The organism is Nocardia barduliensis (genome assembly GCF_013315795.1).
In the GTDB taxonomy this organism is placed as follows: Bacteria; Actinomycetota; Actinomycetes; order Mycobacteriales; family Mycobacteriaceae; genus Nocardia; species Nocardia barduliensis.
This window is the reverse complement of sequence record NZ_JABLTE010000042.1, coordinates 21,305-42,646: the sequence shown is the minus strand read 5'-3', so window position 1 is coordinate 42,646 and position 21,342 is coordinate 21,305. Positions and strand designations below refer to the sequence as shown.

Here is a 21,342-nt window from a genome sequence, read left to right as displayed (position 1 = left end):
CGGCGATAGGACGGCGGCGCCGCGGAGTCGGCACGTAAAGTTCAACACCATGTCCGTACCAGACGAATCCGAAGCCTCGGCCGCGACGCCCCTGCTCGCGCCGGTGGAGGGCGTGCCACCGGTACTGGACACCGCCGCCGAGATCAGCGCGGCCGCCGCCCTGCTGGTCGCGGGCACCGGCCCGCTGGCCGTGGACGCCGAGCGCGCTTCCGGGTTCCGCTACTCGGCGCGCGCGTACCTGATCCAATTGCGCCGCGCGGGCGCGGGAACGTTCCTCATCGATCCCATCCCGGTCACCGATGCCCTCGCCCCGCTGGCGGAGGCGATCAACGGACTCGAATGGGTCCTGCACTCCGCGGATCAGGACCTGCCCGGCCTGGCGGAACTCGGCCTGCGTCCGGCCCGGCTGTTCGACACCGAACTGGGCGGACGCCTGGCGGGTTTCGAACGCGTCGGGCTCGCCGCGATGGTGGAGCGCCTGCTGGGCCGCGCGCTGCGCAAAGGGCACGGGGCGGCCGACTGGTCCACCCGGCCGCTGCCCGCCGACTGGCTGAATTACGCCGCCCTGGACGTCGAGCTGTTGCTGGAACTGCGCGACGCGGTGGCCGCCGCGCTCGATGAGCAGGGCAAATCCGATTGGGCGGCACAGGAATTCGAGTACATCCGCACCTTGGACCCGCCCGCGCCGAAGGCCGAGCGCTGGCGGCGCACCTCCGGCATCCACACGCTGCGCCGCACCAGGCAGCTGGCGGTGGTGCGCGAGCTGTGGACCACGCGGGACGCGCTGGCCCGCGCCCGTGACGTGGCACCCGCCCGCATCCTGCCCGACGTCGCGATCATCGCCGCGGCCACCGCGGAACCGAAATCCATCGCGCAATTGCGCACGCTGCCGGTGTTCGGCGGGCCGCGGCAGCGCCGGTACTCCCGCGAATGGCTCGCCGCGATCGAGCGCGGCCGCACACTGCCCGACAGCGAGCTGCCGCCGCTCACCCAGCCGTTCGACGGCCCGCCGCCGGTCAACCGCTGGGAGCGCCGCGACCCGGCCGCGGCGGGCCGCCTGACCCGGGCGCGCGCCGCCATGGGCGAGCTGTCGGCCGAGCACACGATCCCGGTGGAGAATCTGCTCGCGCCGGACCTGGTCCGCCGCCTGTGCTGGGACGGGCTGCCCGACTACGACGCGGCCGAGCCCTCCGCCGTCGACGGGTTCCTGAAGTCCGGGGGCGCCCGGCCCTGGCAGCGCGAACTCGCCGTACCGCGGCTGGCCGTCGCGCTGCGGCCGGTGGGCTAGTACCCGGCCGCGCGGTCGGGCCGCGGCGTCAGCGGGCGGCCAGCCACCCGCTGATCCGCCGGGCGATGTCGGGGCCGGTGAGGCCGAGTTCGGCGTGCACCTCGCCGCGCGAGGCATGGTCCAGGAACTGTTGCGGCACACCGAGATCGCGGGTGGGGATGTCCAGCCCGGAGTTACGCAGCCGGGCCGACACCGTCGAGCCTATGCCGCCGTGCAGCCCGCCGTCTTCCAGCGTGACGACGATCCGGTAGTTCTCCGCGAGCTTCAGCAGGGTGTCGGAGACCGGCAGGACCCAGCGCGGGTCCAGGACGGTGACCGAAATGCCTTCGGGATCCAGCAGTTTCGCCGCTTCCAGGGCCGCGCCCGCGAACGATCCCACCGCGACGAGCAGGACGTCGCCGTGCACCGCCTGCACCGAACCGCCGTCGGGCTCGGCCATCCGCAGCACGTCGATCCCGTCCAGCCGTTCGACCGCGGAGATATCCTCGGCCACACTGCCTTTCGGGAAACGCAGCGCGGTCGGCCCGTCGTTGACGGCCAGCGCCTCGGCCAGTTCCTCCCGCAGGGTCGCGGCGTCGCGCGGAGCGGCGACCCGGATGCCGGGGATGATCCCGAGCACCGACAGATCCCACATGCCGTTGTGGCTGGCGCCGTCGGAGCCGGTGATGCCCGCGCGGTCCAGCACCACGGTGACCGGCTGCTTCAGCAGCGCCACGTCCATCAGCAACTGGTCGAAAGCGCGGTTGAGGAACGTCGAGTAGATCGCCACCACCGGATGCATGCCGCCGAGCGCGAGCCCCGCCGCCGAGGCCATGGCGTGCTGTTCGGCGATGCCGACGTCGAACATCCGGTCGGGGAAACGCTCCCCGAACGCGGCCAGTCCCGTCGGGCCCGGCATCGCCGCGGTGATGGCGACGATGTCGGCGCGGCGCTCGGCGTGCGCGATCAGCTCCTCGGAGAACACCGACGTCCAGCCCCGCGCCTTCGGACCGCCGACCGGGACGCCGGTGAGCGGGTCGATGGGGTCGCAGGCGTGCATCTGGTCGGCGACGTGGTTCTCGGCGGGTGCGTACCCGCGGCCCTTCTGCGTCACCGCGTGCACCACGACGGGGCCGCCGAAGTCCTTGGCCCGGCGCAGCGCCGCTTCCAGGGCGACGACGTCGTGGCCGTCCACCGGCCCGACGTACTTCAGGCCGAGGTCGCTGAACAGTTCCTGCGGGCTGACCGCGTCCTTGATGCCCGCCTTCACCGCGTGCACCATCGAGTACGCCGACTCGCCCACCCCGGGAATGCTCTTCAAGATGCGCTTGCCCGCGTCCAGCGCGTGCTCGTAGGCGGGCTGGGTGCGCAGCGCGGTGAGCCGCTCGGCCAAGCCACCGATGGTGGGCGCGTAGGAGCGGCCGTTGTCGTTGACCACGACGACCACCGGGCGGTCCGGAGCAGCGGCGATGTTGTTGAGCGCCTCCCAGCACATGCCGCCGGTGAGCGCGCCGTCGCCGACGACCGCCACCACGTGCCGGTCCTGCCCGCTCAGCGCGAACGCCTTCGCCAGGCCGTCGGCGTAGGACAGCGCCGCCGAGGCGTGCGAGGACTCCACCCAGTCGTGGGCGCTCTCGGCGCGGCTGGGGTAGCCGGACAGGCCGCCCTGCTTGCGCAGCGAGTCGAACTGGTCCTTGCGGCCGGTCAGGATCTTGTGCACGTAGGCCTGGTGCCCGGTGTCGAAGATCAACGGGTCGGCCGGCGAGTCGAAGATCCGGTGCAGCGCGATGGTGAGCTCGACCACACCGAGGTTGGGACCGAGGTGCCCGCCGGTCGCGGCGACTTTGCGCACCAGGAACTCGCGGATCTCCTCCGCCAGCTCGCGCACTTGCGGCACGGTCAGCCGGCGCAGATCATCGGGCGTGTCGACCCGGGAAAGCACTCCCACCTGAACTAGCTCCCTCCGGATAGCGCATCTGATCCGATCAGTCTACGGAGCGGCGGCCGGTGCTCCCGCACGAGAACGGTCACACCCTCCGACATGGGGTCGGAATGTGAGCCTCGACATACGGTACCCGGCGCGGCGCGACAGGGTGGCGCGGCCCGAGCAAGTGGTCTCGCGGACAATCGAACCCGGCGGTGCGGCGCGGACCGTCGATGTCGCCACCGGCGCCGGAGCGCCGGACGACCGCATCCTTCGAATTCGCTGCGAAGCTGCCCGATTCGTTCGGCCTCCGCCCGGCCACCGCACTGCCACCTGCCGTGCGCTGTCCCGCCGGCTCGAACGGCGAATTCCCGCACCCGAGGCGGGCCGTGTCGGCCCCGATCGACCACCGCGGCAGGCACGATGGTGCGATACGGATCGACAGCGATCGACGAGGAGAGTCCGGTGAGCAAGAAGAACGATTCGCGGGCGGGCACCGTCACGACCTACGGGTACGGCACCGCCCGCGCCACTCCGGACCTGATGCGGGTGACGATCTCCGTCGAGTCGCGGGCGAGCAAGGTCGCGCTCGCCTACAGCCAAGCCGGTGCGCGCGTGTCCGCGGTAGCGCGGTCGCTGCGGTCCGACGGCGTCGACGGCGCGGACATCGCCACCAGCGGACTGTCGGTGCAGACCGAGACGGTGTGGACCGAGGGCCAGGGCAACCGCATCACGGGATACCTGGCCACCACGTCGCTGACGGTCGCGTTGCGCGACATCGGCGAGGACGCCGATCCCGCTCCGGGGACCGTCATCGCCAACTGCGTCGAGGCGGGCGGCGACGACGTCCGTCTCGGCGGCCTGGTCCTCACCTTCGCCGACCAGGAGTCGCTGCTCACCCGGGCCCGCGATGCCGCGTGGGAGAACGCCATGGCCAAGGCCGAGCAGTACGCGGGGCGCGCGCAGCGCGCACTCGGCAAGGTCGTGGAGATCACCGAGAACACCGCCTCCGCGCCTCCGGTGCCGCGCGCGCAGTCGATGTCCGCTCCGATGGAGGCCTACCGCGCCGCCGCCATCCCGGTCGAACTGGGTGAGAGCGAGATCTCCGCGGGCATCCGCATCACCTGGCAGTTGGACTGACGGCAGGTGGGCGCGGGTCGGCGACCGCGACCGGTCGGCCACGATCAGTCGGCCAGGAACTCGACCCGGTTGCCCACCGCGTCGTGAGTGTGGAACCGCCGCCGCCCCGGAATCTCCGCCGGATCGGCCCAGACGACCGGGTACCCGGCGGCCGAGACCGCTTCGGCGACGGCGTCGATGTCCACGACGAACGCCGGGTGCGCCCTAGTGGCCGGGCGGAAGTCGGCTTCCACGCCGATGTGCAGTTCGCCGTCCGGGCCGCCGCGACCGGGAACGCGGAACCAGCAACCGCCCCTGGCTGCCAGCAGTGGCGGCTTCGGCAGCTCGGGCCACCCGAGCACGCCGGTGTAGAAGGCGCGCTGCCGATCCTCCGCACCTGCGGGGCAACACAATTGGACGTGATGGATCATCGTTCCATCGTGCCGGATGCGCGATGCCTCAGGAGCCGTGCCCCAGTCCGCGCACCAGCAGGCTGACCGTGTCCGCCCCGGCATGACGATCCTTCGAGATCTCCTGATACTCCGGCGATTCGGCCCAGGCACGGAAGGAAGGCTCGTCCGGGAACGACATGAGGACCACCTTCTCGCGGTCGGTGACGCCCTCGATGGTCCGCGGGGATTCGTCGGCGGCCAACAGCGTGCCGGAGTACCGGACGAAGACGTCCAGGAAGCGCGCCTGGTAGCGGTCGTAGGCGGCACGATCGGTGAACTTCAGCTGTGCAATTACATACACGGTCATGGCAGTGACTCTAATTGGACGCCCGCGCGTTCGCGTCCGGACGCGACGTGGACGCGGCCGAAGCCGAACGCATCGGTCTGGTCTCCCGCACGGTGGCGGCGACCGAACTGCTGGACACCTGCTATGAGCTGGCCGAACGCGTCACCGGCTTCAGCCGGGTGGGCACCGAGCTCACCAAGCGCATGCTGTGGAGCGGCATCGAGGCGGGCGAATTCGAATCACACATGCAACACGAGGGCATGGCCCAGCTCTACGTCCGCCGCACCACCGGCAATTTCGACGAAGCGATCCGCGCCCGCCGGGACCGCAGGCCGTCGGTCTACGAGGACTGATCGCTCAACGCTCCAGCAGTGCGAGGCATTCGACGTGGTGCGTCGCGGGGAACGCGTCGAAGGCGCGCAGATCGGCGAGCCGGTAACCCGCGGCCTGGTACAGGCCGAGATCGCGGGCGAACGCGGCGGGATCGCAGCCGACGTGGATGATCCGGGTGGGCCCGCTGGCGGTGACCGCGCCGACCACCTCTTTGCCCGCGCCCGCGCGCGGCGGGTCGAGCACGACGACATCGGGGGCGGCCGCGCCGACGTGCTCGAGCACCCAGCGCTCCACCCGCTGGGTGCGCAGCTGCACCCACGGCAGATCGCGCAGCGCGGCGGCCCCGTCGGCCACCGCGGACCGGGCGGATTCGACCGCGAGCACCGCACCGCTGCGCCCCGCCTGCTCGGCGAGGCGGGCCGCGAAGACTCCGGCACCGCTGTAGAGGTCCCACGCCCGTCCACCGGGCCCGAGTCCGGACCACTGCGCGACCAGATCCGAATAGCGTTGCGCCGCACCGTGATGCGCCTGCCAGAAGCCGGTCGCCGCGACCTCCCACCGGCGGCCCGCCACGTACTCGACCGCGCGTCCGGTGCCCTCGAACACCCACTCGTCGCGCGCCGCGTGCGCCGCGGCACGTCGCGCCGAGGCGTCGCGCCGTTCGTCCCGCCGAGTGAACTCCCCCGCGGTCCATTCCCCACCGCGCCGATCGCCGCCGCCGTGCCGTCCGCCGCGGTGATCGCGGCCGTGCGGCCGGTCGCGGCGGCCGCTTCCGGCGCGCCGGTCCCGGCCGCCCTGCTCGGATCGCCGACCACCCCCACCGGGCCCGCGCCGCTCCGCGCCACGGCTGCCCGGTTCGGCGTCCGCGGCGGGCGCCAGTTCGACGATGTGCCGGAGCCCGTCACCGTCCACCGCGATCACCAGATCGGCCCCCGGCGTCCACTGCCGGTCCGCGATTCCCTCCAGCGCCCCCGCGACCGGCTGCGGGCACCGCAGATCCGCGATCACGCCGGTGCTGCGATAGCGGTGCACGCCGGCACGACCGTGCGCGTCGACCGCGAGCCGTACACGCGTGCGCCACCCGCCGATCGCGTCGCCGGGCACGATCGGCTCCACCAGCACTTCTCGTTCGATCCCGGCCAGCCGCCGCAACTGCTCGGCCACCACCGTGGCCTTCAGCGCGCGCTGGGCCGCCGGCGTGGCGAACGAGAAGTCACAGCACCCGGCGCCACCGGGACCGGACACCGGGCAGGTGGCGGGCACCCGGTCCGGCGACGCCTCGAGCACCTCGATCGCGTCGGCCCGGCAGAACGAACCGCCACGATCCTCGGTCACCCGCACCCGCACCAGCTCGCCGGGCAATCCGTGCCGGACGAACACCACGCGTCCCTCGCGCCGTGCGACGCAGAAGCCGCCGTGCCCCGGCGGGCCGAGCCGCACCTCGAACGTGGTGGTCCGCCAATCGCTCATCCCGAATGCTCCCTGGGACTCATGTCCGGTCTCCGTACCCCCGCCGCACCGCGCCGGGAGCGTTCACCACGCCGGGCGTCTTCGCCCGCGCCGACGAGCTCAGCTGCCACGGCACGCTGGTCACCATCACGCCGGGTTCGAACAGCAGCCTGCCCTTCAACCGCAGCGCGCTCTGGTTGTGCAGCACCTGTTCCCACCAGTGGCCGACCACGTACTCCGGGATGAAGACGGTCACCACGTCGCGCGGGGCGTCCTTGCGCACCCGCTTGACGTAATCGAGCACCGGCTTGGTGATCTCGCGGTAGGGCGATTCGATCACCTTGAGCGGCACCGTGATGTCGCTGTTCTCCCATTCCCGCACCAGTGCCCTGGTGTCGGCCTCGTCGACGTTCACCGTCACCGCCTCCAGCGTGTCGGGGCGGCTGGCGCGGGCGTAGGCCAGCGCGCGGCGGGTGGGCAGGTGCAGCCGGGAAACCAGCACGATGGAGTGCGAACGGCTGGGCAGCACGCCGTCCCATTCGTGCTCGTCCAGCTCCCGCGCGACCGAATCGTAATGCCTGCGAATCAATTTCATCACCACGAAGATCGCGACCATGGTGAAGATGGCGATGTAGGCGCCCGCGAAGAACTTGGTGATCAGCACGATCACCAGCACCGCGCCGGTCGCGGTGAGACCGACCGCGTTGATCACCCGGGAGCGCATCATCCGCGCGCGCTGCGCCGAGTCGGTCTCGGTGCGCAGCAGGCGGGTCCAGTGCCGCAGCATGCCGGTCTGGCTGAGCACGAACGAGACGAACACACCGACGATGTACAGCTGGATCAGCTTGGTCACCTCGGCGCCGAACAGCACCACGAACGCGATGGCCGCGCCGGACAGGAACAGGATGCCGTTGCTGAACGCGAGCCGGTCGCCTCGGGTGTGCAGCTGGCGCGGCAGATAGCGGTCCTGCGCCAGGATCGAGCCGAGCACGGGAAACCCGTTGAACGCGGTGTTCGCCGCGAGCACGAGGATCAGCGCGGTCACCGTCGTGATGAAGAAGAACCCGATCGGGAACCCGGCGAACACGGTTTCGGCGAGCTGGGCGATCAGCGTCTTCTGCTGATAGTCGGGCGGCGCTCCGGTCAGGTCGCCGACGTCGTGCGCGTACACGACGCCGATCTTCTGGGCGAGGACGATGATGCCCATCAGCAACACGATCGCGATCGTCCCCAGCAATAGCAAGGTGGTGGCGGCGTTGCGCGACTTGGGTTTGCGGAAGGCGGGAACACCGTTGCTGATCGCCTCCACACCGGTCAGCGCGGCGCAGCCGGAGGAGAACGCGCGCGCGATGAGGAAGGCGAACGCCAGCCCGTAGAGGTGCTCGTGCTCGGCGTTCAACCCGAAACCGGCCGATTCGGCCCGCAGCTCCTCGCCGAGCCCGAAGATCCGGAACAGGCCCCAGCCGAGCATGAGGAACATGCCGAAGATGAACGCGTAGGTCGGAACCGCGAACGTGGTGCCCGACTCCCGCACTCCACGCAGGTTGATCGCGGTGAGCAGCGCGATCGCCACGACGGCGAACAACACTTTGTGGGTGGCGACGAACGGTATGGCCGAGCCGATGTTGGACGCGGCCGAGGAGATCGACACCGCGACAGTGAGCACGTAGTCGACCAGCAGCGCGCTGCCGACGGTGAGGCCCGCGTTCGGACCGAGGTTGGTGGTGGCGACCTCGTAGTCGCCGCCGCCGGACGGGTAGGCGTGCACGTTCTGCCGGTAGCTGGCCACCACCACCGCCATGACGAAGGCGACCGCCAATCCGACCCATGGCGCGTAGAGATACGCGGCGACCCCGGCGGCCGACAGGACGAGGAAGATCTCCTCGGGAGCGTAGGCGACCGATGACATGGCATCGGAGGCGAACACCGGGAGCGCGATTCGCTTCGGCAGCAGCGTGTGGCCCAGCGAGTCGCTACGGAAAGGCCTGCCCAGCAGCACTCGCTTCGCTGCCGTCGTCAACTTGGACACTGGAGCGAGCATAGGCCCCCGCACGGTGGATCGCGCGCGTGGCTCGCAGGTTTGCCCGCCGGCCGAAGGGGGAACGTGGCCGGTGGAATCATTCGGCGGGTAGCGTTCGACCGGACAGCAGAGCAGACCGAACACCATGGTTCCAGGAACGAGGTTGCACGGTGTACGTAGTGATCATGGGGTGCGGGCGCGTCGGCTCGTCGCTGGCCCACGCGCTGGTCCGCGTGGGTCACGAAGTCACCGTGATCGATCGGGACTCCAGTGCCTTCCTCCGGCTGGGCTCCGATTTCCCGGGTGAGCGCGTGACGGGTGTCGGATTCGATCGAGATGTGCTGATAAAGGCGGGAATCGAACGGGCGAACGCGTTCGCGGCGGTCTCCTCCGGCGACAACTCGAACATCATCTCCGCCCGGGTCGCCCGGGAGATGTTCGGCGTGGAGCGGGTGGTCGCCCGCATCTACGACGCCAAGCGCGCGGCCGTCTACGAGCGGCTCGGCATCCCGACCATCGCGACGGTCCCGTGGACCACCGACCGCTTCCTGCGCGCGCTCATCGGCGACACCGGCACCACCACATGGCGCGATCCCACCGGAACGGTTGCTGTGACGCAGCTGACGCTGCACGAAGAGTGGTATGGCCGCACCGTGCGCGACCTGGAGCGAACCGTCTCGGCCAGGGTCGCGTTCATCATCCGGTTCGGCCAGGCGCTGCTCCCCGACAGCAAGACCATCATCCAGGCCGATGACATCGTCTATGTGGCCGCCGCGTCCGGCACCGTGGGCGAGACCGTCGCCTTGGCCGCGAAGCCCCCAGCGAGCGAGGACTGAACATGAAAGTGGCCATCGCCGGAGCAGGCGCCGTCGGCCGATCGATCGCCAGGGAGCTCCTGCGCGGCGGGCACCGGGTCATGCTGCTGGAGCGTCAGCTCGAGCACATCGATTCCGCCGCGATCCCGGACGCGGTCTGGGTGCACGCCGACGCGTGCGAACTGGCGCTGCTGGAACAGGCCGGGCTGGAGACCTACGAGGTGGTCATTGCGGCCACCGGTGACGACAAAGCGAACCTGGTGCACAGCCTGCTGGCCAAGACCGAATTCGGGGTGCGGCGGGTGGTGGCGCGGGTGAACGATCCGCGCAACGAATGGCTCTTCGACGGCTCCTGGGGTGTGGACGTCGCGGTGTCCACACCCCGGCTGCTCGCCTCCCTGGTCGAGGAGGCGGTGTCCGTCGGTGATCTGGTGCGCCTGATGACGCTGCGTCAGGGCCAGGCGAACCTGGTGGAGATGACGCTGCCCGCGGACACCGCCCTGGCGGGCAAGCCGGTGCGCACCCTCACCCTGCCGCGCGACGCCGCCTTGGTGACCATTCTGCGCGGCGGGCGGGTGATCGTTCCGCAGCCGGACGACGCGCTGGAAGGCGACGACGAGCTGCTGTTCGTGACCTCGGTGGAGGCCGAGGAGGACCTTCGGGTGGAACTCGCCAATCACGGCATCAGACCGTAACTCCCCGTACACGGCCGGACGCGTCCTCGGCGAAGCGCCGCCGGAGGACTACGCGGCCAGTTTCAGCTCCGCGCGCAGCTTGTTCAACGCGCGGTGCTGCATCACCCGGACCACGCCGGGACTGGTGCCGATGGCCTCCGCGGTCTGCGCCGCCGACCAGCCCAGCACGATGCGCATCACCAGCACCTTACGGTGCGCGGGCGCCAGCACCTTCATGAGTTCTCGTGTGGCGGTGCGTCGTTCGGAGGCCAGCGCCCACTCCTCCGGCCCGGCGGCGGAGGACGCGTAGTCCGGCACGTCGGCCATCGGGTAGGCGGGGTGCTGCTGCGAGCGACGGAACGCGTCGGCGACCTTGTTGGCGGCGATGCCGTAGACGAAGGCCAGGAACGACTTGCCCTGGTCGCGGTAGCGCGGGATCGCGTTGACCGTGGCCAGCAGGATCTCCTGCACCACGTCGTCGGCGGTGACCTGCAGGTGGGCCGTGTTGCCCAGGCGCGCACCGCAGTAGCGCCGCACCAGCGGGTGCACGATCCGGATGATCTCGGTGACCGCCTGACGGTCGCCCGCGGCCGCCGGGCCGATCAGCTTGTCCAACTCGGCCGAGACCCGCCGGCTCTCCGAGAGAGCGGGGTGGTGGTTCTTGGGCAGTGCCGCGGTGTTGTGCTCGGTAGCCACGTCCGAGTCCTTTCTTGCCGATCAGTGCGTGTTTTCGGTACGCATAGATCGTCTGATGAACTCGGGACGGCAACCAGGCACCCCAGGGTGGGGAAGCACCCACCTCCGCGGTGGGACTCGTACCACCCCGGTGGTTTTCGCCGGGTGGCGGCGCAGGGTCAGCGCTCAGGCGGGCTTGGCCGCGGCCACCCGTTTGGCAGGCAGGTGGCCGGCCCGGCGCACCGCCCAGATGGTGACGCCCAGCGCCACCGCGGTCAGCGGCCAGCCCATCGCGATGCGGGCGAACGCGAGCCAGCCGGTCCGGTCGGTGTCGTAGAGCTGGGACTGCACCAGATAGCGCGCGCCGAACACCACGATCCACGTGGCGGTGGCCAGATCGTAGAGACGCACCGCGCGCGGATCGGACCGCCAGTCCGAGCCGTGGCCGTTGAGCACGCCCCAGATCACGCCGACCAACGGCCTGCGGACCAGAATGGACCCGAGGAACACCGCGGCGTACACGAGGCTGGTGTAGATGCCGAAGAGGAAGAAACCCTTGGCCTCGCCCATCCGGTAGGCGATGAAGGCGCAGATGCCGACGCCGAAGAAGCCCGAGATGGCGGGCTGGATGGGATCACGCCGCACCAGACGCCAGATCAGGATGGCGGCGGCCACCCCGAGGGCCGACCAGATCGCGGCGGCCAGCCCGGCGACGCTGTTCACGGGAACGAAGACGACAACGGGGAGAGTCGAGTAGATCAGGCCGCTGAAGCCGCCGAGTTGTTCGAGGAGGGTCTGCTCGGCACGTTCCTCGTCACGGTCGGGCAGATCCAGCCCGGTGCGGTCGTCCGATCCTGCGTTGTCGTCGCTCAATGGCATACGTCAGCTGTTCCCGCGCAATTCGTAGTAGGGGTTGAAGATCACTTTGCGGCCGTCGCGGTCGCCCACCCGGCCACGGACCAGGATGCGCCGCCCCGGCTCGATGCCGGGAATGCGCCTGCGCCCGATCCAGACCAGCGTAATAGCGTCCGTGCCGTCGAAGAACTCGGCCTCGACACTGGCACCGGCCGACTTGGGACACGCCTCGACACTGCGGAGCCTACCGAGCATGGTGGCCTCGTCACCGCGCCGACACTCCGACGCGCGACACGCTCCAGAAGCCTCGGACGTCTCGGCCAGCTCTTCGGCGTCGAGCTGATCGAGGTCTTCGGTCAGTCTGCGGCCCAGACGTCGGAAATATCCTGAGGCTGCGGATGACATTGTGCACGCTCTCCTGCATAGAGCAGATGGCGTGGGTCGCACACCATCGTGGGGGATCCGATCCGCACGACCTGCTGAGGCCGTACACCGCCACTGTAGATGGGCCGGGCCACCCCCGCTACGCTCGGACCGATGTTCGACTCCCCACATCCCGCTCGCGTCGTGGCACTGCCCGGCACCGGATCCGACGCCGATTTCGCCCGGCGCGCCTTCGGGCCCGCGAGCGCAGCGCGCGGCGTGGATTTCGTCGCCGTGGAGCCGGATCCGCGTCGCGTGGTCGCCAGCTGCCGGGCAGCGCTGGCCGCGGCGGCGCAGGCGGGCCCGGTGCTGGCGGCGGGGATCTCGCTCGGCGCCGCGATCGCACTGGAGTGGGCCGCCGAACACCCGCATGACGTGGTGGGAGTCGTGGCGGCGCTGCCCGCCTGGACCGGACCCGACACCGCCGCCTGCCCGGCGGCGCTGAGCGCCGCGGCCACCGCGGCACAGCTGCGCGCCGACGGCCTCGCCGCGGTGATCGAGCGGATGCGGGCGAGCAGCCCGCGGTGGCTGGCGGACGCGCTGACCCAGTCCTGGCGGGCGCAATGGCCGGACCTGCCGCGGGCGCTGGACGAAGCCGCCGACTACAAGTGGCCGGACGCCGAGCGCCTGGCCACCTTCGAGCTGCCGATCGCGATCGTCGCCGCCGTCGACGACCCGGTCCATCCGGCGGCGGTGGCCGAGGAGTGGGCAGCGCTGGCTCCCCGCTCCCGGCTGCACCGCATCACCCTGGACGAACTCGGCGCCGATCCCGCGATCCTGGGACACGCGGGGCTCGGCGCCTTCCGGTGAGTCCGGTCGCTCAGTTCAGGCCGAGCTGCTGCATGGCCGACCCGTCCGCGCCGCGCCGCGGTCCCTGCGGCATCCGCGGCACCACCGGCTGGGCGCCGGTCTGCGCAGCGACCTGCGCGGCCATCGCCTGCTGCTGAGCCTCCACCTGCTGCTGATGCGCCGCGGCGAGTTGCTCGGACAGCTGCTGCGGCAGCACCACGGGCAGCGGCTCGCGCACCGGCAGCGGGTCCTCGCCACGGCGGACCACCGTTTCGCTCAGAATGGCGCGCGCCGCCTTGACCAGCGGACTGCCGTCGTTCGCCGCGCCGGAGGGGCCCGCCGCCACCAGCCGCACCATCCAGCGATAGCCGTCGACGCCGATGAAACGCAGATCCGCGCCCTCGGTCAGCGCCAGCAACTCCCGGCCCCACGGGCCGTTCTCGATCGACACCCTTGCGCCGTCCTTGCGCAGCGAGTCGGCGAGGTCCGCGGCGACCAGGCGCCACTGGCCCGAGGTCTTGGGCGCGGCGTAAGCCGCCACCGTGATCCGGCCGTGCTCGGTGGCCAGGTGCACCGCTTGCGGCTGGCCCTCCGGGGTCATCTCGACCTGCAGCTGTCCGCCCGGCGGGACCGGCAACAGCACCGATCCGAGGTCCAGCCGCTGCTCGGACACCGTCTCGAGCAGCTCGGCGACCTCGTCGTAGTCGTACGGGCCCGGTTTGCCCTGCGGCCGCTCGACGTCCAGGTCGACGCCCTCGTAGGAGCGCTCGTCGGTGGGCGCGTCGTCGTAGAACTCGTCGTCGTACTCCGCTGCGTACTCCGCCTCGTACTCGGGCTCGTACTCGGCGTAGTCCGCCGCCTCGTCGTACCGATCGTCCGCGGCCCGGCTCGACTTCTTTCTCTTACCGAACATTCCCGTCATGCCTCCTTGCCGGTCGCTCGGCCCGCCCCGTTCGACTGCGCGGCCAGGCTCGCGTGACCGCCGCTGGAGCCGTAGCCGCCCGCTCCCCGGGTGGTCTCGTCGAGCGAGTCGACCTCCACGAAATCCACCAGCTCCACCCGCTGCACCAGCAGTTGCGCGATCCGGTCGCCGCGCCGCAGTTCGATCGGCGTGCGCGGGTCGTGGTTGATCAGGCACACCTTGATCTCGCCCCGGTACCCCGCGTCGACGGTGCCGGGCGTGTTCACCACCGACAGCCCGGTCTTGGCCGCCAGACCCGAGCGCGGATGGATCAGGCCGACCGTGCCGACCGGCAGGGCGACCGCGACACCGGTGCCGACCAGCGCCCGCTCCCCCGGCTCCAGGACGACGTCTTGCGTGGTGCACAGGTCCACGCCCGCGTCGCCCGCATGGGCGCGCGTGGGCACGGGGATGCCGGGGTCCAGCCGCAGCAAGGGTATGGGTGAAAGTGCGCTCACGTTGGACGAGCCTACGCGTAGGCTGTTTGCCCTCGTGACTTAGTGTTGACTCGTGTCGGACCAGCCCAATCCCATGACCACGGACGAGAAAAAGCAGCCAGCGCGCCTGTATCGGGAGCGCCTGTGGGTTCCGCTGTGGTGGTGGCCCGTGGCCTTCGCCATCACCGGGTTGCTCGCGGCGGAGATCCATATGGGTGCACCCGGGTTACGCGCATGGCTGCCCTATGCGCTGCTGTTCCCGGTGCCGGTGTGGGTGCTGCTGTGGCTGAGCCGCCACCGTGTCGAAGTGGCGCCGGACGCCGGCGGCACACCGGAGCTGCGCGCCGATCGCGCCCATCTGCCGGTGAACTTCGTGGCCCGCGCGGCCGCCGTCGCTCCCACCGCGAAAAGCGCGGCGCTGGGCCGCCAGCTCGACCCCGCCGCCTATGTCCAGCATCGCCCCTGGGTCGGGCCGATGGTTTTGCTCGTGCTCGACGACCCCGACGATCCGACGCCGTACTGGCTGGTCAGTACGCGACGGCCCGAACGGGTCCTTGCCGCGCTCGGTCTTCCGAGCGCGGGCTGACACTGTCTTCGATCTCGTCGAGATCAGGCGGCGCAATCCATGCAGATCATCTGGCCGCCCTTGTCGCTGGCCAGCCTGCTCCGGTGATGAACAAGGAAACAGCTGGAACAGGTGAACTCGTCGGCCTGCTTCGGGATCACCCGAACCGTCAGCACTTCCTCGGACAGGTCGGCGCCGGGAAGCTCGAACGACTCCGCGGTATCGGATTCGTCGATATCCACGACGGCGGACTGTGCCTCGTTACGACGAGCCTTCAGCTCCTCCAGCGAATCCTCCGACACATCGTCGGTTTCGGTGCGCCTCGGTGCGTCATAGTCGGTTGCCATGTCGTCTTCCCCTCGTCCTAACTCCGTATATCCCGGACCGGTCCGCTCACACCCGATTCCTGCCGGAACCGCCGCGACCGGTACCGCCCCGCCGGTGGTGCACGTCACACGTACACCGGTCGCCTATCAGGGCGGATCACGCCGATCCACTCCTGATAGCGCTGGGTAAACGCAGGACATGCCCTTCTTGTTCCCGCGACCGACCACTGATTTCCGCACCGGCGATTCGATCTGGGCCGCCAGACAATAGCGGACCCACGAGGAAAAGGCGCAATCAAAACACGGCCGAGTCGAAAATGAGGGGCAATCGACACCGTCCGGGGAACGCACCGAGACCTTGCGCCGCGACCCCGCCACATTTTCGTAGAGTGTGCTGGTGGTTTCACTGATCACCGAAGGCACCGCGACGGATTCGCAAGGTCGGCCGTTCCTGCGTAGGCGCCCCCAGCCCTGGCTCATCATGCTCGGCGTTCTCGCACTGATCTGCGGGATCGTCTGGATAAAGGCCCTCACGACGCACGACGCCGACCACACCGCGATGGCATGCAACTCGCCGAGTCCGGCGTCGGATCCCGGTGCGCCGCAACCGACTCCGCTCGGCCAGCGAGTCGGCGCCGGCCGGCTGCAGGACGTGGAACCCGCGCCGCTCGCGGCGAGCAGGGTGCGCGTGCTGAACGCGAACAACCAGCGCGGTCAGGCCGCGCACGTCGCCGCCCAGCTCGGCGACCTCGGTTTCGCGAGCGCGCCCGGCACGCAGTACGGCAACGATTCGGTATACGTCAACGGCGACCTGGAGTGCACCGGGCAAATCCGCTTCGGCGTGAACGGCCGTCCGGCCGCCGCGTCCGTGCAGCTGGTCGCGCCCTGCGCCGAGCTGATCGAGGATCAGCGCGGCGACGAGACGGTCGATCTGGTGCTCGGCTCGTTGTTCCGGGACATCCGGCCGAGCAACGACGCCGAGGAGGTGCTGCGGTCGCTCAAGAACCCGGCGCCGGGCAACTCCACCTCGATCGATATCAAGTTGCTCGACGCCGCGCGGCAAGCGCGCTGCTGATCAGCGGTCCGGGATCGGCTCGGTAGCGCCGACCCGGGCCAGCAGTTCCCCGAGTTCGTCGGCGATGCCGGGCGCGGCGGCCACCACCAGGTCGCCGTCGGCGCCCGGCGCGGTGGCGGGGGGAAGCGTAAGCCGCGCGCCCGCCTCCGCGGCGATCAGCGCGCCGGCGCCCCAGTCCCACGCGTTCAATCCGTGCTCGAAGTAGGCGTCCACCCGGCCCGCCGCGACATGGCACAGATCCAGCGCCGCCGCGCCGAAGCGGCGGATGTCGCGCACGTGCGGCAGCACCTGCGCGATCAGTTCCGCCTGCCTGCTCCTGCGGTGCCTGCCGTAGGCGAACCCGGTGGCGACCAGCGACATCGCGACGGTGTCCACGGGCGTGCAGGTGAGGTGCTCCACCACGCCGTCGGCGTCGACCCGCAGCGCACCGAGGCCGAGCCCGGCGCTGTAGGTGGCCGCCCGCGCGACGTCCACCACGGCGCCCGCGACCGGTCGCCCGCCGCGCAGCGCGGCCACCGACACGGCGTAGCCGGGGATGCCGTAGAGGAAGTTCACCGTGCCGTCGATCGGGTCGACCACCCAGTGCACGGTGTCCGCGCTCGCGTCGTCGATGCTGCCGCCGCCCTCCTCGCCGAGGATCGGGTCGCCGGGGCGCTGTTCGGCGAGCAGTTTTCGGATCAGGTCTTCGGTCTCGGTGTCCACGATGGTCACCGGATCGGTCGCGTGGCTCTTGGACTGCACGGCGCCTTCGGCGTGCGCGCCCGCGGGCCCGAACACCTCGGGACGGCGGGCGCGGACGTGGGCGGCGGCCGTCTCGGCGATGTCGACGGCGACGCGCCGCAGGTCGGCTTCGTCGCCACGCGCGACGATCGAGACGAACGAGTCGGAGGTGTAGTCGGACACTGACGATGAGGTTTCCGGCACGCCTTCCATCGCATCACACATCCTCGCCGAACGCCCAGCCTCGGGGTCCCATTACTCTTGTCGTGCACGACACAGCGCCGTCGTCGGGCATCCCATTCGCAACGCCCGCCGTGGCGTCGTGGGCCCCGTGCAGCGCTGTCATCACACCGGCCAGCACAGGGAACGAGGGGTTAGTCATGTCCGCTCGGGGGCACGCATTCGGCATCGATATCGGTGGCAGCGGCGTCAAAGGCGCCGTGGTCGATCTGGCCACCGGCGAGTTGGTCCATGAGCGGATCAAGATCGCGACGCCGCACCCCGCGACACCGTTCGCCGTGGCGGAGGCAGTGGCCGAATTGGTCGCCAAGGCCGGGTGGAACGGTCCGGTCGGCCTCACACTGCCCGCCGTGGTCATCGGCGGCGTGGCGCGCACCGCGGCCAACATCGACAAATCCTGGATCGGCACCGACGCGCGGGCGCTGTTCTCCGCCGCGCTCGGCGGCCGGCCGGTCACCGTGCTCAACGACGCCGATGCCGCGGGCATGGCCGAGGACCACTACGGCGCGGCCAGGAATTTCGCGGGCCTGGTCATGCTGCTCACCTTCGGCACCGGCATCGGCTCCGCGCTGCTCTACCACGGCACGCTGGTGCCCAATACCGAACTCGGCCACCTGGAGGTCGAGGGCATGGAGAGCGAGCACCGCGCGGCGGCCTCGGTGAAGGAGCGCGACAACCTGACCTATGAGCAGTGGGCCGCGCAGGTCAGCCTGGTCCTGACCACGCTGGAGAAGCTGTTCTTCCCGGTCGTCTTCGTCGCGGGCGGGGGCATCAGCCGGGACGCCGAGCAGTGGATTCCGCTGCTCACCAACCGGACACCCGTCATCCCGGCGCGCCTGAGGAACACCGCGGGCATCGTCGGCGCGGCCATGGCGATCGCCGGGGGTGTCGCGCCGTGAGGCGCGCGGGTACCGCGAGGATGCCGTTCCGGGCATCGTGCCGTAGGTACCCTGGTTAGATCGTTACAATGGAACGTGCCCGGCTGAGCCGGAGAAACCCCGACCGGCCCTCCGCCGGTGCAACCCGACAGATCGCTCCGCCGGAACACCACTCTGGCGTGACGCCGCACGAGACCGTCACGAAAGGGCGTACGTGGTAGCCACGAATACCCGTCAGACCGCCGAATCGGCCGATGCCGACTCCGCAGATGTAAACGCAGCACGGCCGGTCCGTAAGGCTGCCGCCAAGAAGGCTCCGGCGAAGAAGGCCGTCGCCAAGAAGGCGCCTGCCAAGAAGGCCGCGAAGGCGGCCAAGGCTCCCGCGAAGAAGGCAGGCACCAAGAAGGCGGGACCGGACGGCGAGCCCGGTGCCGACGAGGCGCTCGAGGACGAGTCGCTCGACCTCGACGATCTCGGCGATCTGGAAGTCTCCGAGGAGGACCTCACCGAGGGCGACGAACTGGTCGACGTCGCCGAGGAACCAGAGGCCGAAGCGGAGGCCGAGGCCGAAGCCGACGAGCCGACGGCGGCGGACAAGGCCTCCGGCGACTTCGTCTGGGACGAGGAAGAATCCGAGGCGCTGCGCCAGGCCCGCAAGGACGCCGAGCTCACCGCCTCGGCCGACTCGGTCCGCGCCTACCTCAAGCAGATCGGCAAGGTCGCGCTGCTCAACGCCGAGGAGGAGGTCGAACTCGCCAAGCGGATCGAGGCGGGCCTCTACGCGGCGGAGAAGGTGCGCGAATTCGCCGAGCAGGGCGAGAAACTGCCGGTCGCGATGCGCCGCGACTACAACTGGATCGTCCGCGACGGCAACCGGGCCAAGAACCATCTGCTCGAGGCCAACCTGCGCCTGGTCGTCTCGCTGGCCAAGCGCTACACCGGTCGCGGCATGGCGTTCCTCGACCTGATCCAGGAGGGCAACCTGGGTCTGATCCGCGCGGTGGAGAAGTTCGACTACACCAAGGGCTACAAGTTCTCCACGTACGCCACCTGGTGGATCCGTCAGGCCATCACCCGCGCCATGGCCGACCAGGCCCGCACCATCCGCATCCCCGTGCACATGGTGGAGGTCATCAACAAGCTCGGCCGCATCCAGCGCGAGCTGCTCCAGGACCTCGGCCGCGAGCCGACGCCGGAGGAACTGGCCAAGGAAATGGACATCACGCCGGAGAAGGTGCTGGAGATCCAGCAGTACGCGCGTGAGCCCATCTCGCTGGACCAGACCATCGGCGACGAGGGCGACAGCCAGCTCGGCGACTTCATCGAGGACTCCGAGGCCGTGGTCGCGGTGGACGCGGTGAGCTTCACCCTGCTGCAGGATCAGTTGCAGTCGGTGCTGGAGACGCTGTCGGAGCGCGAGGCGGGCGTGGTCCGGCTGCGCTTCGGTCTCACCGACGGCCAGCCCCGCACGCTCGACGAGATCGGTCAGGTCTACGGGGTCACCCGGGAACGCATCCGCCAGATCGAGTCCAAGACCATGAGCAAGCTGCGTCACCCCAGCCGCTCCCAGGTCCTGCGCGATTACCTCGACTAGGTCGCATCGCCTCGACGCCCGCATCGTCGCGCCGCTCGATATTCAGCGGTCGGCGCATGCGGGCGTCGCGCTTTCCGCCATGGGCTCGGGGCCGCATCGCCCGGACATGCCGCGGCACGTCGTGGCGGCGCCCCCTGGTGCTCTTGAGTCAGCTGCACGCTCTTGGCGGGCAAAGAGGCCGCTGCACGGTGGCGGTCCCCTCACAGGGCGCACAGGGCGCCTTTCGGCGGGCGTCGGCTGGAGCGGACAACTGCGTGAGCCCGGCTCCGCGCCGGACTGATCAGGAGACCACGGGCTCGGGACGCCCACGGTTCTGCAACCGCCCGACCATCGGCTCCACCACCCGCGCCGCGATCGGGCCGAGCACCGCCATCAGCAGGACGTAGGTCGAGGCGAGAGCGGTGAGCTGCCCGTCCATCGCGCCCGCGCTGACCGCAAGGCCCGCGATGACGATGGAGAACTCTCCCCGGGCGACCAAGGCCGCGCCCGCGCGTGCCCGCCCCAGCGGACGGATGCCCTCGCGCGCCGCCGCCCACCATCCGGTCGCCACCTTGGTCACCAGAGTGACCGCCGCCAGCGCGATCGCCCAGCCCAGCACCGGCGGGATGGACCGCGGCTCGGTGCTCAACCCGAACGCCACGAAGAAAATGGCCGCGAAAAAATCGCGCAGCGGTTCGAGCAGCTTCGCCGCCGCGTGCGCCGTGGAGCCGGAGATCGCGATGCCGAGCAGGAACGCGCCCACCGCCGCCGACACGCTCAGCGCCGAGGACACGCCCGCCACCAGCAGCGCCGCGCCCAGCAGCGTGAGCAGGAAGACCTCCCGGTCGGCGCTGTCCACGACCGACGACACGTAGCGTCCGTAGCGCAGGGCCACCACGAGCACCAACGTGATGGTGATCAATGCCAGCGCCAGGGCACGCAACCCGCTGACCCAGCTCAGCCCGGCCAGCACCGTGGTGAGGATGGGCAGGTAGACCGCCATCGCCAGATCCTCGAACACGAGGATGGACAGGATCACCGGCGTCTCGCGGTTACCCAGGCGGCCGAGGTCGTCGAGCACCTTCGCCACGATGCCGGAGGAGGAGATGTAGGTGACGCCCCCCAGCGTGATGGCCCCGTTGACGCCCCAGCCCAGCATCAGCGCCACCACCGCGCCGGGCGAGGCGTTGACCACCAGGTCCACCAGGCCGGCCGGCCACGACCGGCGCAGCCCGGTCACCAGCTCCGCCGCGGTGTACTCCAGGCCGAGCAGCAGGAGCAGCAGCACCACACCGATCTCACCGGCGACGTGGCCGAAGTCGTAGGCGGCCCCGAGCTCGATGAAACCGCCCTGGCCGAAGGCGACGCCACCCAGCAGGTACAGCGGGATGGGTGACATACCGAAACGACCGGCGACACGCCCCAGCATGCCGAGAACGAAAAGAACCGCTCCGAGCTCGATCAGGGCGAGCGCGGTGTCCGTCAC

22 protein-coding genes and 1 pseudogene are annotated in these 21,342 nt (G+C 70.4%); 10 read left to right on the top strand and 13 right to left on the bottom strand.

Annotated features, from left to right (window positions below; translation table 11 throughout):
* Positions 1–49 precede the first annotated feature (49 nt).
* Positions 50–1,288 carry an HRDC domain-containing protein gene (locus tag HOV91_RS19510; RefSeq protein WP_174186832.1) on the top strand — a complete coding sequence of 413 codons (1,239 nt, stop codon included), beginning with the start codon at positions 50–52 and terminating at the stop codon, positions 1,286–1,288.
* Between the two features lie 28 nt (positions 1,289–1,316).
* Here HOV91_RS19510 and dxs read toward each other — a convergent pair whose 3' ends face one another.
* Positions 1,317–3,215 (bottom strand): 1-deoxy-D-xylulose-5-phosphate synthase, encoded by a 1,899-nt coding sequence (dxs, locus tag HOV91_RS19505; RefSeq protein ID WP_174186831.1) that lies wholly within the window; start codon positions 3,213–3,215, stop codon positions 1,317–1,319.
* Between the two features lie 441 nt (positions 3,216–3,656).
* Here dxs and HOV91_RS19500 point away from each other — a divergent pair, with 441 nt between their 5' ends.
* Complete coding sequence (locus HOV91_RS19500) at positions 3,657–4,331, top strand: SIMPL domain-containing protein (protein WP_312884701.1); 675 nt, start codon at positions 3,657–3,659, stop codon at positions 4,329–4,331.
* A 44-nt stretch (positions 4,332–4,375) separates the two neighbouring features.
* Here the strand turns inward: HOV91_RS19500 and HOV91_RS19495 are convergent, their stop codons facing one another.
* Together HOV91_RS19495 and HOV91_RS19490 are read right to left on the bottom strand one after the other, a co-directional pair.
* Positions 4,376–4,741 carry a VOC family protein gene (locus HOV91_RS19495; RefSeq protein ID WP_174186829.1) on the bottom strand — a complete coding sequence of 122 codons (366 nt, stop codon included), beginning with the start codon at positions 4,739–4,741 and terminating at the stop codon, positions 4,376–4,378.
* Positions 4,742–4,769: 28 nt separating this feature from the next.
* Complete coding sequence (locus HOV91_RS19490) at positions 4,770–5,069, bottom strand: DUF1330 domain-containing protein (protein ID WP_174186828.1); 300 nt, start codon at positions 5,067–5,069, stop codon at positions 4,770–4,772.
* 20 nt (positions 5,070–5,089) lie between these two features.
* Between HOV91_RS19490 and HOV91_RS19485 the strand changes: the two are divergent.
* Positions 5,090–5,401: pseudogene (locus HOV91_RS19485) on the top strand (Clp protease/crotonase-like domain-containing protein); the annotation flags it as partial.
* A 4-nt stretch (positions 5,402–5,405) separates the two neighbouring features.
* Here the strand turns inward: HOV91_RS19485 and HOV91_RS19480 are convergent.
* Positions 5,406–6,851, bottom strand: coding sequence for a class I SAM-dependent RNA methyltransferase (locus HOV91_RS19480; RefSeq protein ID WP_174186827.1), 1,446 nt, complete (start codon positions 6,849–6,851; stop codon positions 5,406–5,408).
* A 19-nt stretch (positions 6,852–6,870) separates the two neighbouring features.
* Positions 6,871–8,859: an APC family permease gene (locus HOV91_RS19475; RefSeq protein ID WP_312884700.1), complete on the bottom strand. Its 1,989-nt coding sequence runs from the start codon at positions 8,857–8,859 to the stop codon at positions 6,871–6,873.
* A 161-nt stretch (positions 8,860–9,020) separates the two neighbouring features.
* Here HOV91_RS19475 and HOV91_RS19470 point away from each other — a divergent pair, with 161 nt between their 5' ends.
* The gene (locus tag HOV91_RS19470; RefSeq protein ID WP_174186825.1) at positions 9,021–9,686 is read left to right on the top strand and encodes a potassium channel family protein; all 666 of its coding nucleotides are present in this window, start codon (positions 9,021–9,023) and stop codon (positions 9,684–9,686) included.
* 2 nt (positions 9,687–9,688) lie between these two features.
* On the top strand, positions 9,689–10,360 hold the full coding sequence (locus HOV91_RS19465) for a potassium channel family protein (protein ID WP_043727886.1): 672 nt from the start codon (positions 9,689–9,691) through the stop codon (positions 10,358–10,360).
* 48 nt (positions 10,361–10,408) lie between these two features.
* Here the strand turns inward: HOV91_RS19465 and HOV91_RS19460 are convergent, their stop codons facing one another.
* From HOV91_RS19460 to HOV91_RS19450, 3 genes are all read right to left on the bottom strand, one after another.
* Complete coding sequence (locus HOV91_RS19460; protein ID WP_174186824.1) at positions 10,409–11,035, bottom strand: sigma-70 family RNA polymerase sigma factor; 627 nt, start codon at positions 11,033–11,035, stop codon at positions 10,409–10,411.
* Between the two features lie 165 nt (positions 11,036–11,200).
* Positions 11,201–11,893, bottom strand: a complete 693-nt coding sequence (locus HOV91_RS19455; RefSeq protein WP_174186823.1) for a DUF3159 domain-containing protein — start codon at positions 11,891–11,893, stop codon at positions 11,201–11,203.
* A 3-nt stretch (positions 11,894–11,896) separates the two neighbouring features.
* Entirely contained in the window at positions 11,897–12,274 is a 378-nt protein-coding gene (locus HOV91_RS19450; RefSeq protein ID WP_174186822.1) for an OB-fold nucleic acid binding domain-containing protein, read from the bottom strand.
* Between the two features lie 132 nt (positions 12,275–12,406).
* Here HOV91_RS19450 and HOV91_RS19445 point away from each other — a divergent pair, with 132 nt between their 5' ends.
* On the top strand, positions 12,407–13,102 hold the full coding sequence (locus HOV91_RS19445; RefSeq protein ID WP_174186821.1) for an alpha/beta fold hydrolase: 696 nt from the start codon (positions 12,407–12,409) through the stop codon (positions 13,100–13,102).
* A 10-nt stretch (positions 13,103–13,112) separates the two neighbouring features.
* Here HOV91_RS19445 and HOV91_RS19440 read toward each other — a convergent pair whose 3' ends face one another.
* Together HOV91_RS19440 and dut are read right to left on the bottom strand one after the other, a co-directional pair.
* Complete coding sequence (locus HOV91_RS19440) at positions 13,113–13,994, bottom strand: DUF3710 domain-containing protein (protein WP_174186820.1); 882 nt, start codon at positions 13,992–13,994, stop codon at positions 13,113–13,115.
* 5 nt (positions 13,995–13,999) lie between these two features.
* Positions 14,000–14,500, bottom strand: coding sequence for a dUTP diphosphatase (dut, locus tag HOV91_RS19435; protein ID WP_174186819.1), 501 nt, complete (start codon positions 14,498–14,500; stop codon positions 14,000–14,002).
* Between the two features lie 73 nt (positions 14,501–14,573).
* Between dut and HOV91_RS19430 the strand changes: the two genes are divergently transcribed.
* Complete coding sequence (locus tag HOV91_RS19430) at positions 14,574–15,065, top strand: DUF3093 domain-containing protein (RefSeq protein ID WP_174186818.1); 492 nt, start codon at positions 14,574–14,576, stop codon at positions 15,063–15,065.
* 23 nt (positions 15,066–15,088) lie between these two features.
* On the opposite strand, the gene HOV91_RS19425 is transcribed toward HOV91_RS19430, so the two are convergent.
* Positions 15,089–15,391, bottom strand: a complete 303-nt coding sequence (locus tag HOV91_RS19425) for a DUF4193 domain-containing protein (RefSeq protein ID WP_174186817.1) — start codon at positions 15,389–15,391, stop codon at positions 15,089–15,091.
* A gap of 376 nt (positions 15,392–15,767) precedes the next feature.
* On the opposite strand from HOV91_RS19425, the gene cei reads away from it, so the two are divergent.
* Entirely contained in the window at positions 15,768–16,445 is a 678-nt protein-coding gene (cei, locus tag HOV91_RS19420) for an envelope integrity protein Cei (protein WP_174186816.1), read from the top strand.
* On the opposite strand, the gene HOV91_RS19415 is transcribed toward cei, so the two are convergent.
* Entirely contained in the window at positions 16,446–17,348 is a 903-nt protein-coding gene (locus tag HOV91_RS19415) for an inositol monophosphatase family protein (RefSeq protein ID WP_312884699.1), read from the bottom strand.
* Between the two features lie 197 nt (positions 17,349–17,545).
* Here HOV91_RS19415 and ppgK point away from each other — a divergent pair, with 197 nt between their 5' ends.
* Both ppgK and HOV91_RS19405 read left to right on the top strand, forming a co-directional pair.
* Positions 17,546–18,304 (top strand): polyphosphate--glucose phosphotransferase, encoded by a 759-nt coding sequence (gene ppgK / locus HOV91_RS19410; RefSeq protein WP_174186814.1) that lies wholly within the window; start codon positions 17,546–17,548, stop codon positions 18,302–18,304.
* Between the two features lie 193 nt (positions 18,305–18,497).
* On the top strand, positions 18,498–19,877 hold the full coding sequence (locus HOV91_RS19405) for an RNA polymerase sigma factor (RefSeq protein WP_174186813.1): 1,380 nt from the start codon (positions 18,498–18,500) through the stop codon (positions 19,875–19,877).
* Positions 19,878–20,157: 280 nt separating this feature from the next.
* On the opposite strand, the gene HOV91_RS19400 is transcribed toward HOV91_RS19405, so the two are convergent.
* Positions 20,158–21,342, bottom strand: coding sequence for a cation:proton antiporter (locus HOV91_RS19400; protein WP_174186812.1), 1,185 nt, complete (start codon positions 21,340–21,342; stop codon positions 20,158–20,160).

What these genes read in the sequence shown, in the direction of transcription:
- HOV91_RS19495 (WP_174186829.1), bottom strand. Translation starts at nt 4,741, where the DNA reads ATGATCCATCACGTCCAATTGTGTTGCCCCGCAGGTGCGGAGGATCGG.
- HOV91_RS19455 (WP_174186823.1), bottom strand. Translation starts at nt 11,893, where the DNA reads ATGCCATTGAGCGACGACAACGCAGGATCGGACGACCGCACCGGGCTG.
- HOV91_RS19490 (WP_174186828.1), bottom strand. Translation starts at nt 5,069, where the DNA reads ATGACCGTGTATGTAATTGCACAGCTGAAGTTCACCGATCGTGCCGCC.
- HOV91_RS19510 (WP_174186832.1), top strand. Translation starts at nt 50, where the DNA reads ATGTCCGTACCAGACGAATCCGAAGCCTCGGCCGCGACGCCCCTGCTC.
- HOV91_RS19440 (WP_174186820.1), bottom strand. Translation starts at nt 13,994, where the DNA reads ATGTTCGGTAAGAGAAAGAAGTCGAGCCGGGCCGCGGACGATCGGTAC.
- HOV91_RS19445 (WP_174186821.1), top strand. Translation starts at nt 12,407, where the DNA reads ATGTTCGACTCCCCACATCCCGCTCGCGTCGTGGCACTGCCCGGCACC.
- HOV91_RS19425 (WP_174186817.1), bottom strand. Translation starts at nt 15,391, where the DNA reads ATGGCAACCGACTATGACGCACCGAGGCGCACCGAAACCGACGATGTG.
- HOV91_RS19465 (WP_043727886.1), top strand. Translation starts at nt 9,689, where the DNA reads ATGAAAGTGGCCATCGCCGGAGCAGGCGCCGTCGGCCGATCGATCGCC.
- HOV91_RS19480 (WP_174186827.1), bottom strand. Translation starts at nt 6,851, where the DNA reads ATGAGCGATTGGCGGACCACCACGTTCGAGGTGCGGCTCGGCCCGCCG.
- ppgK (WP_174186814.1), top strand. Translation starts at nt 17,546, where the DNA reads ATGTCCGCTCGGGGGCACGCATTCGGCATCGATATCGGTGGCAGCGGC.
- HOV91_RS19430 (WP_174186818.1), top strand. Translation starts at nt 14,574, where the DNA reads ATGACCACGGACGAGAAAAAGCAGCCAGCGCGCCTGTATCGGGAGCGC.
- HOV91_RS19450 (WP_174186822.1), bottom strand. Translation starts at nt 12,274, where the DNA reads ATGTCATCCGCAGCCTCAGGATATTTCCGACGTCTGGGCCGCAGACTG.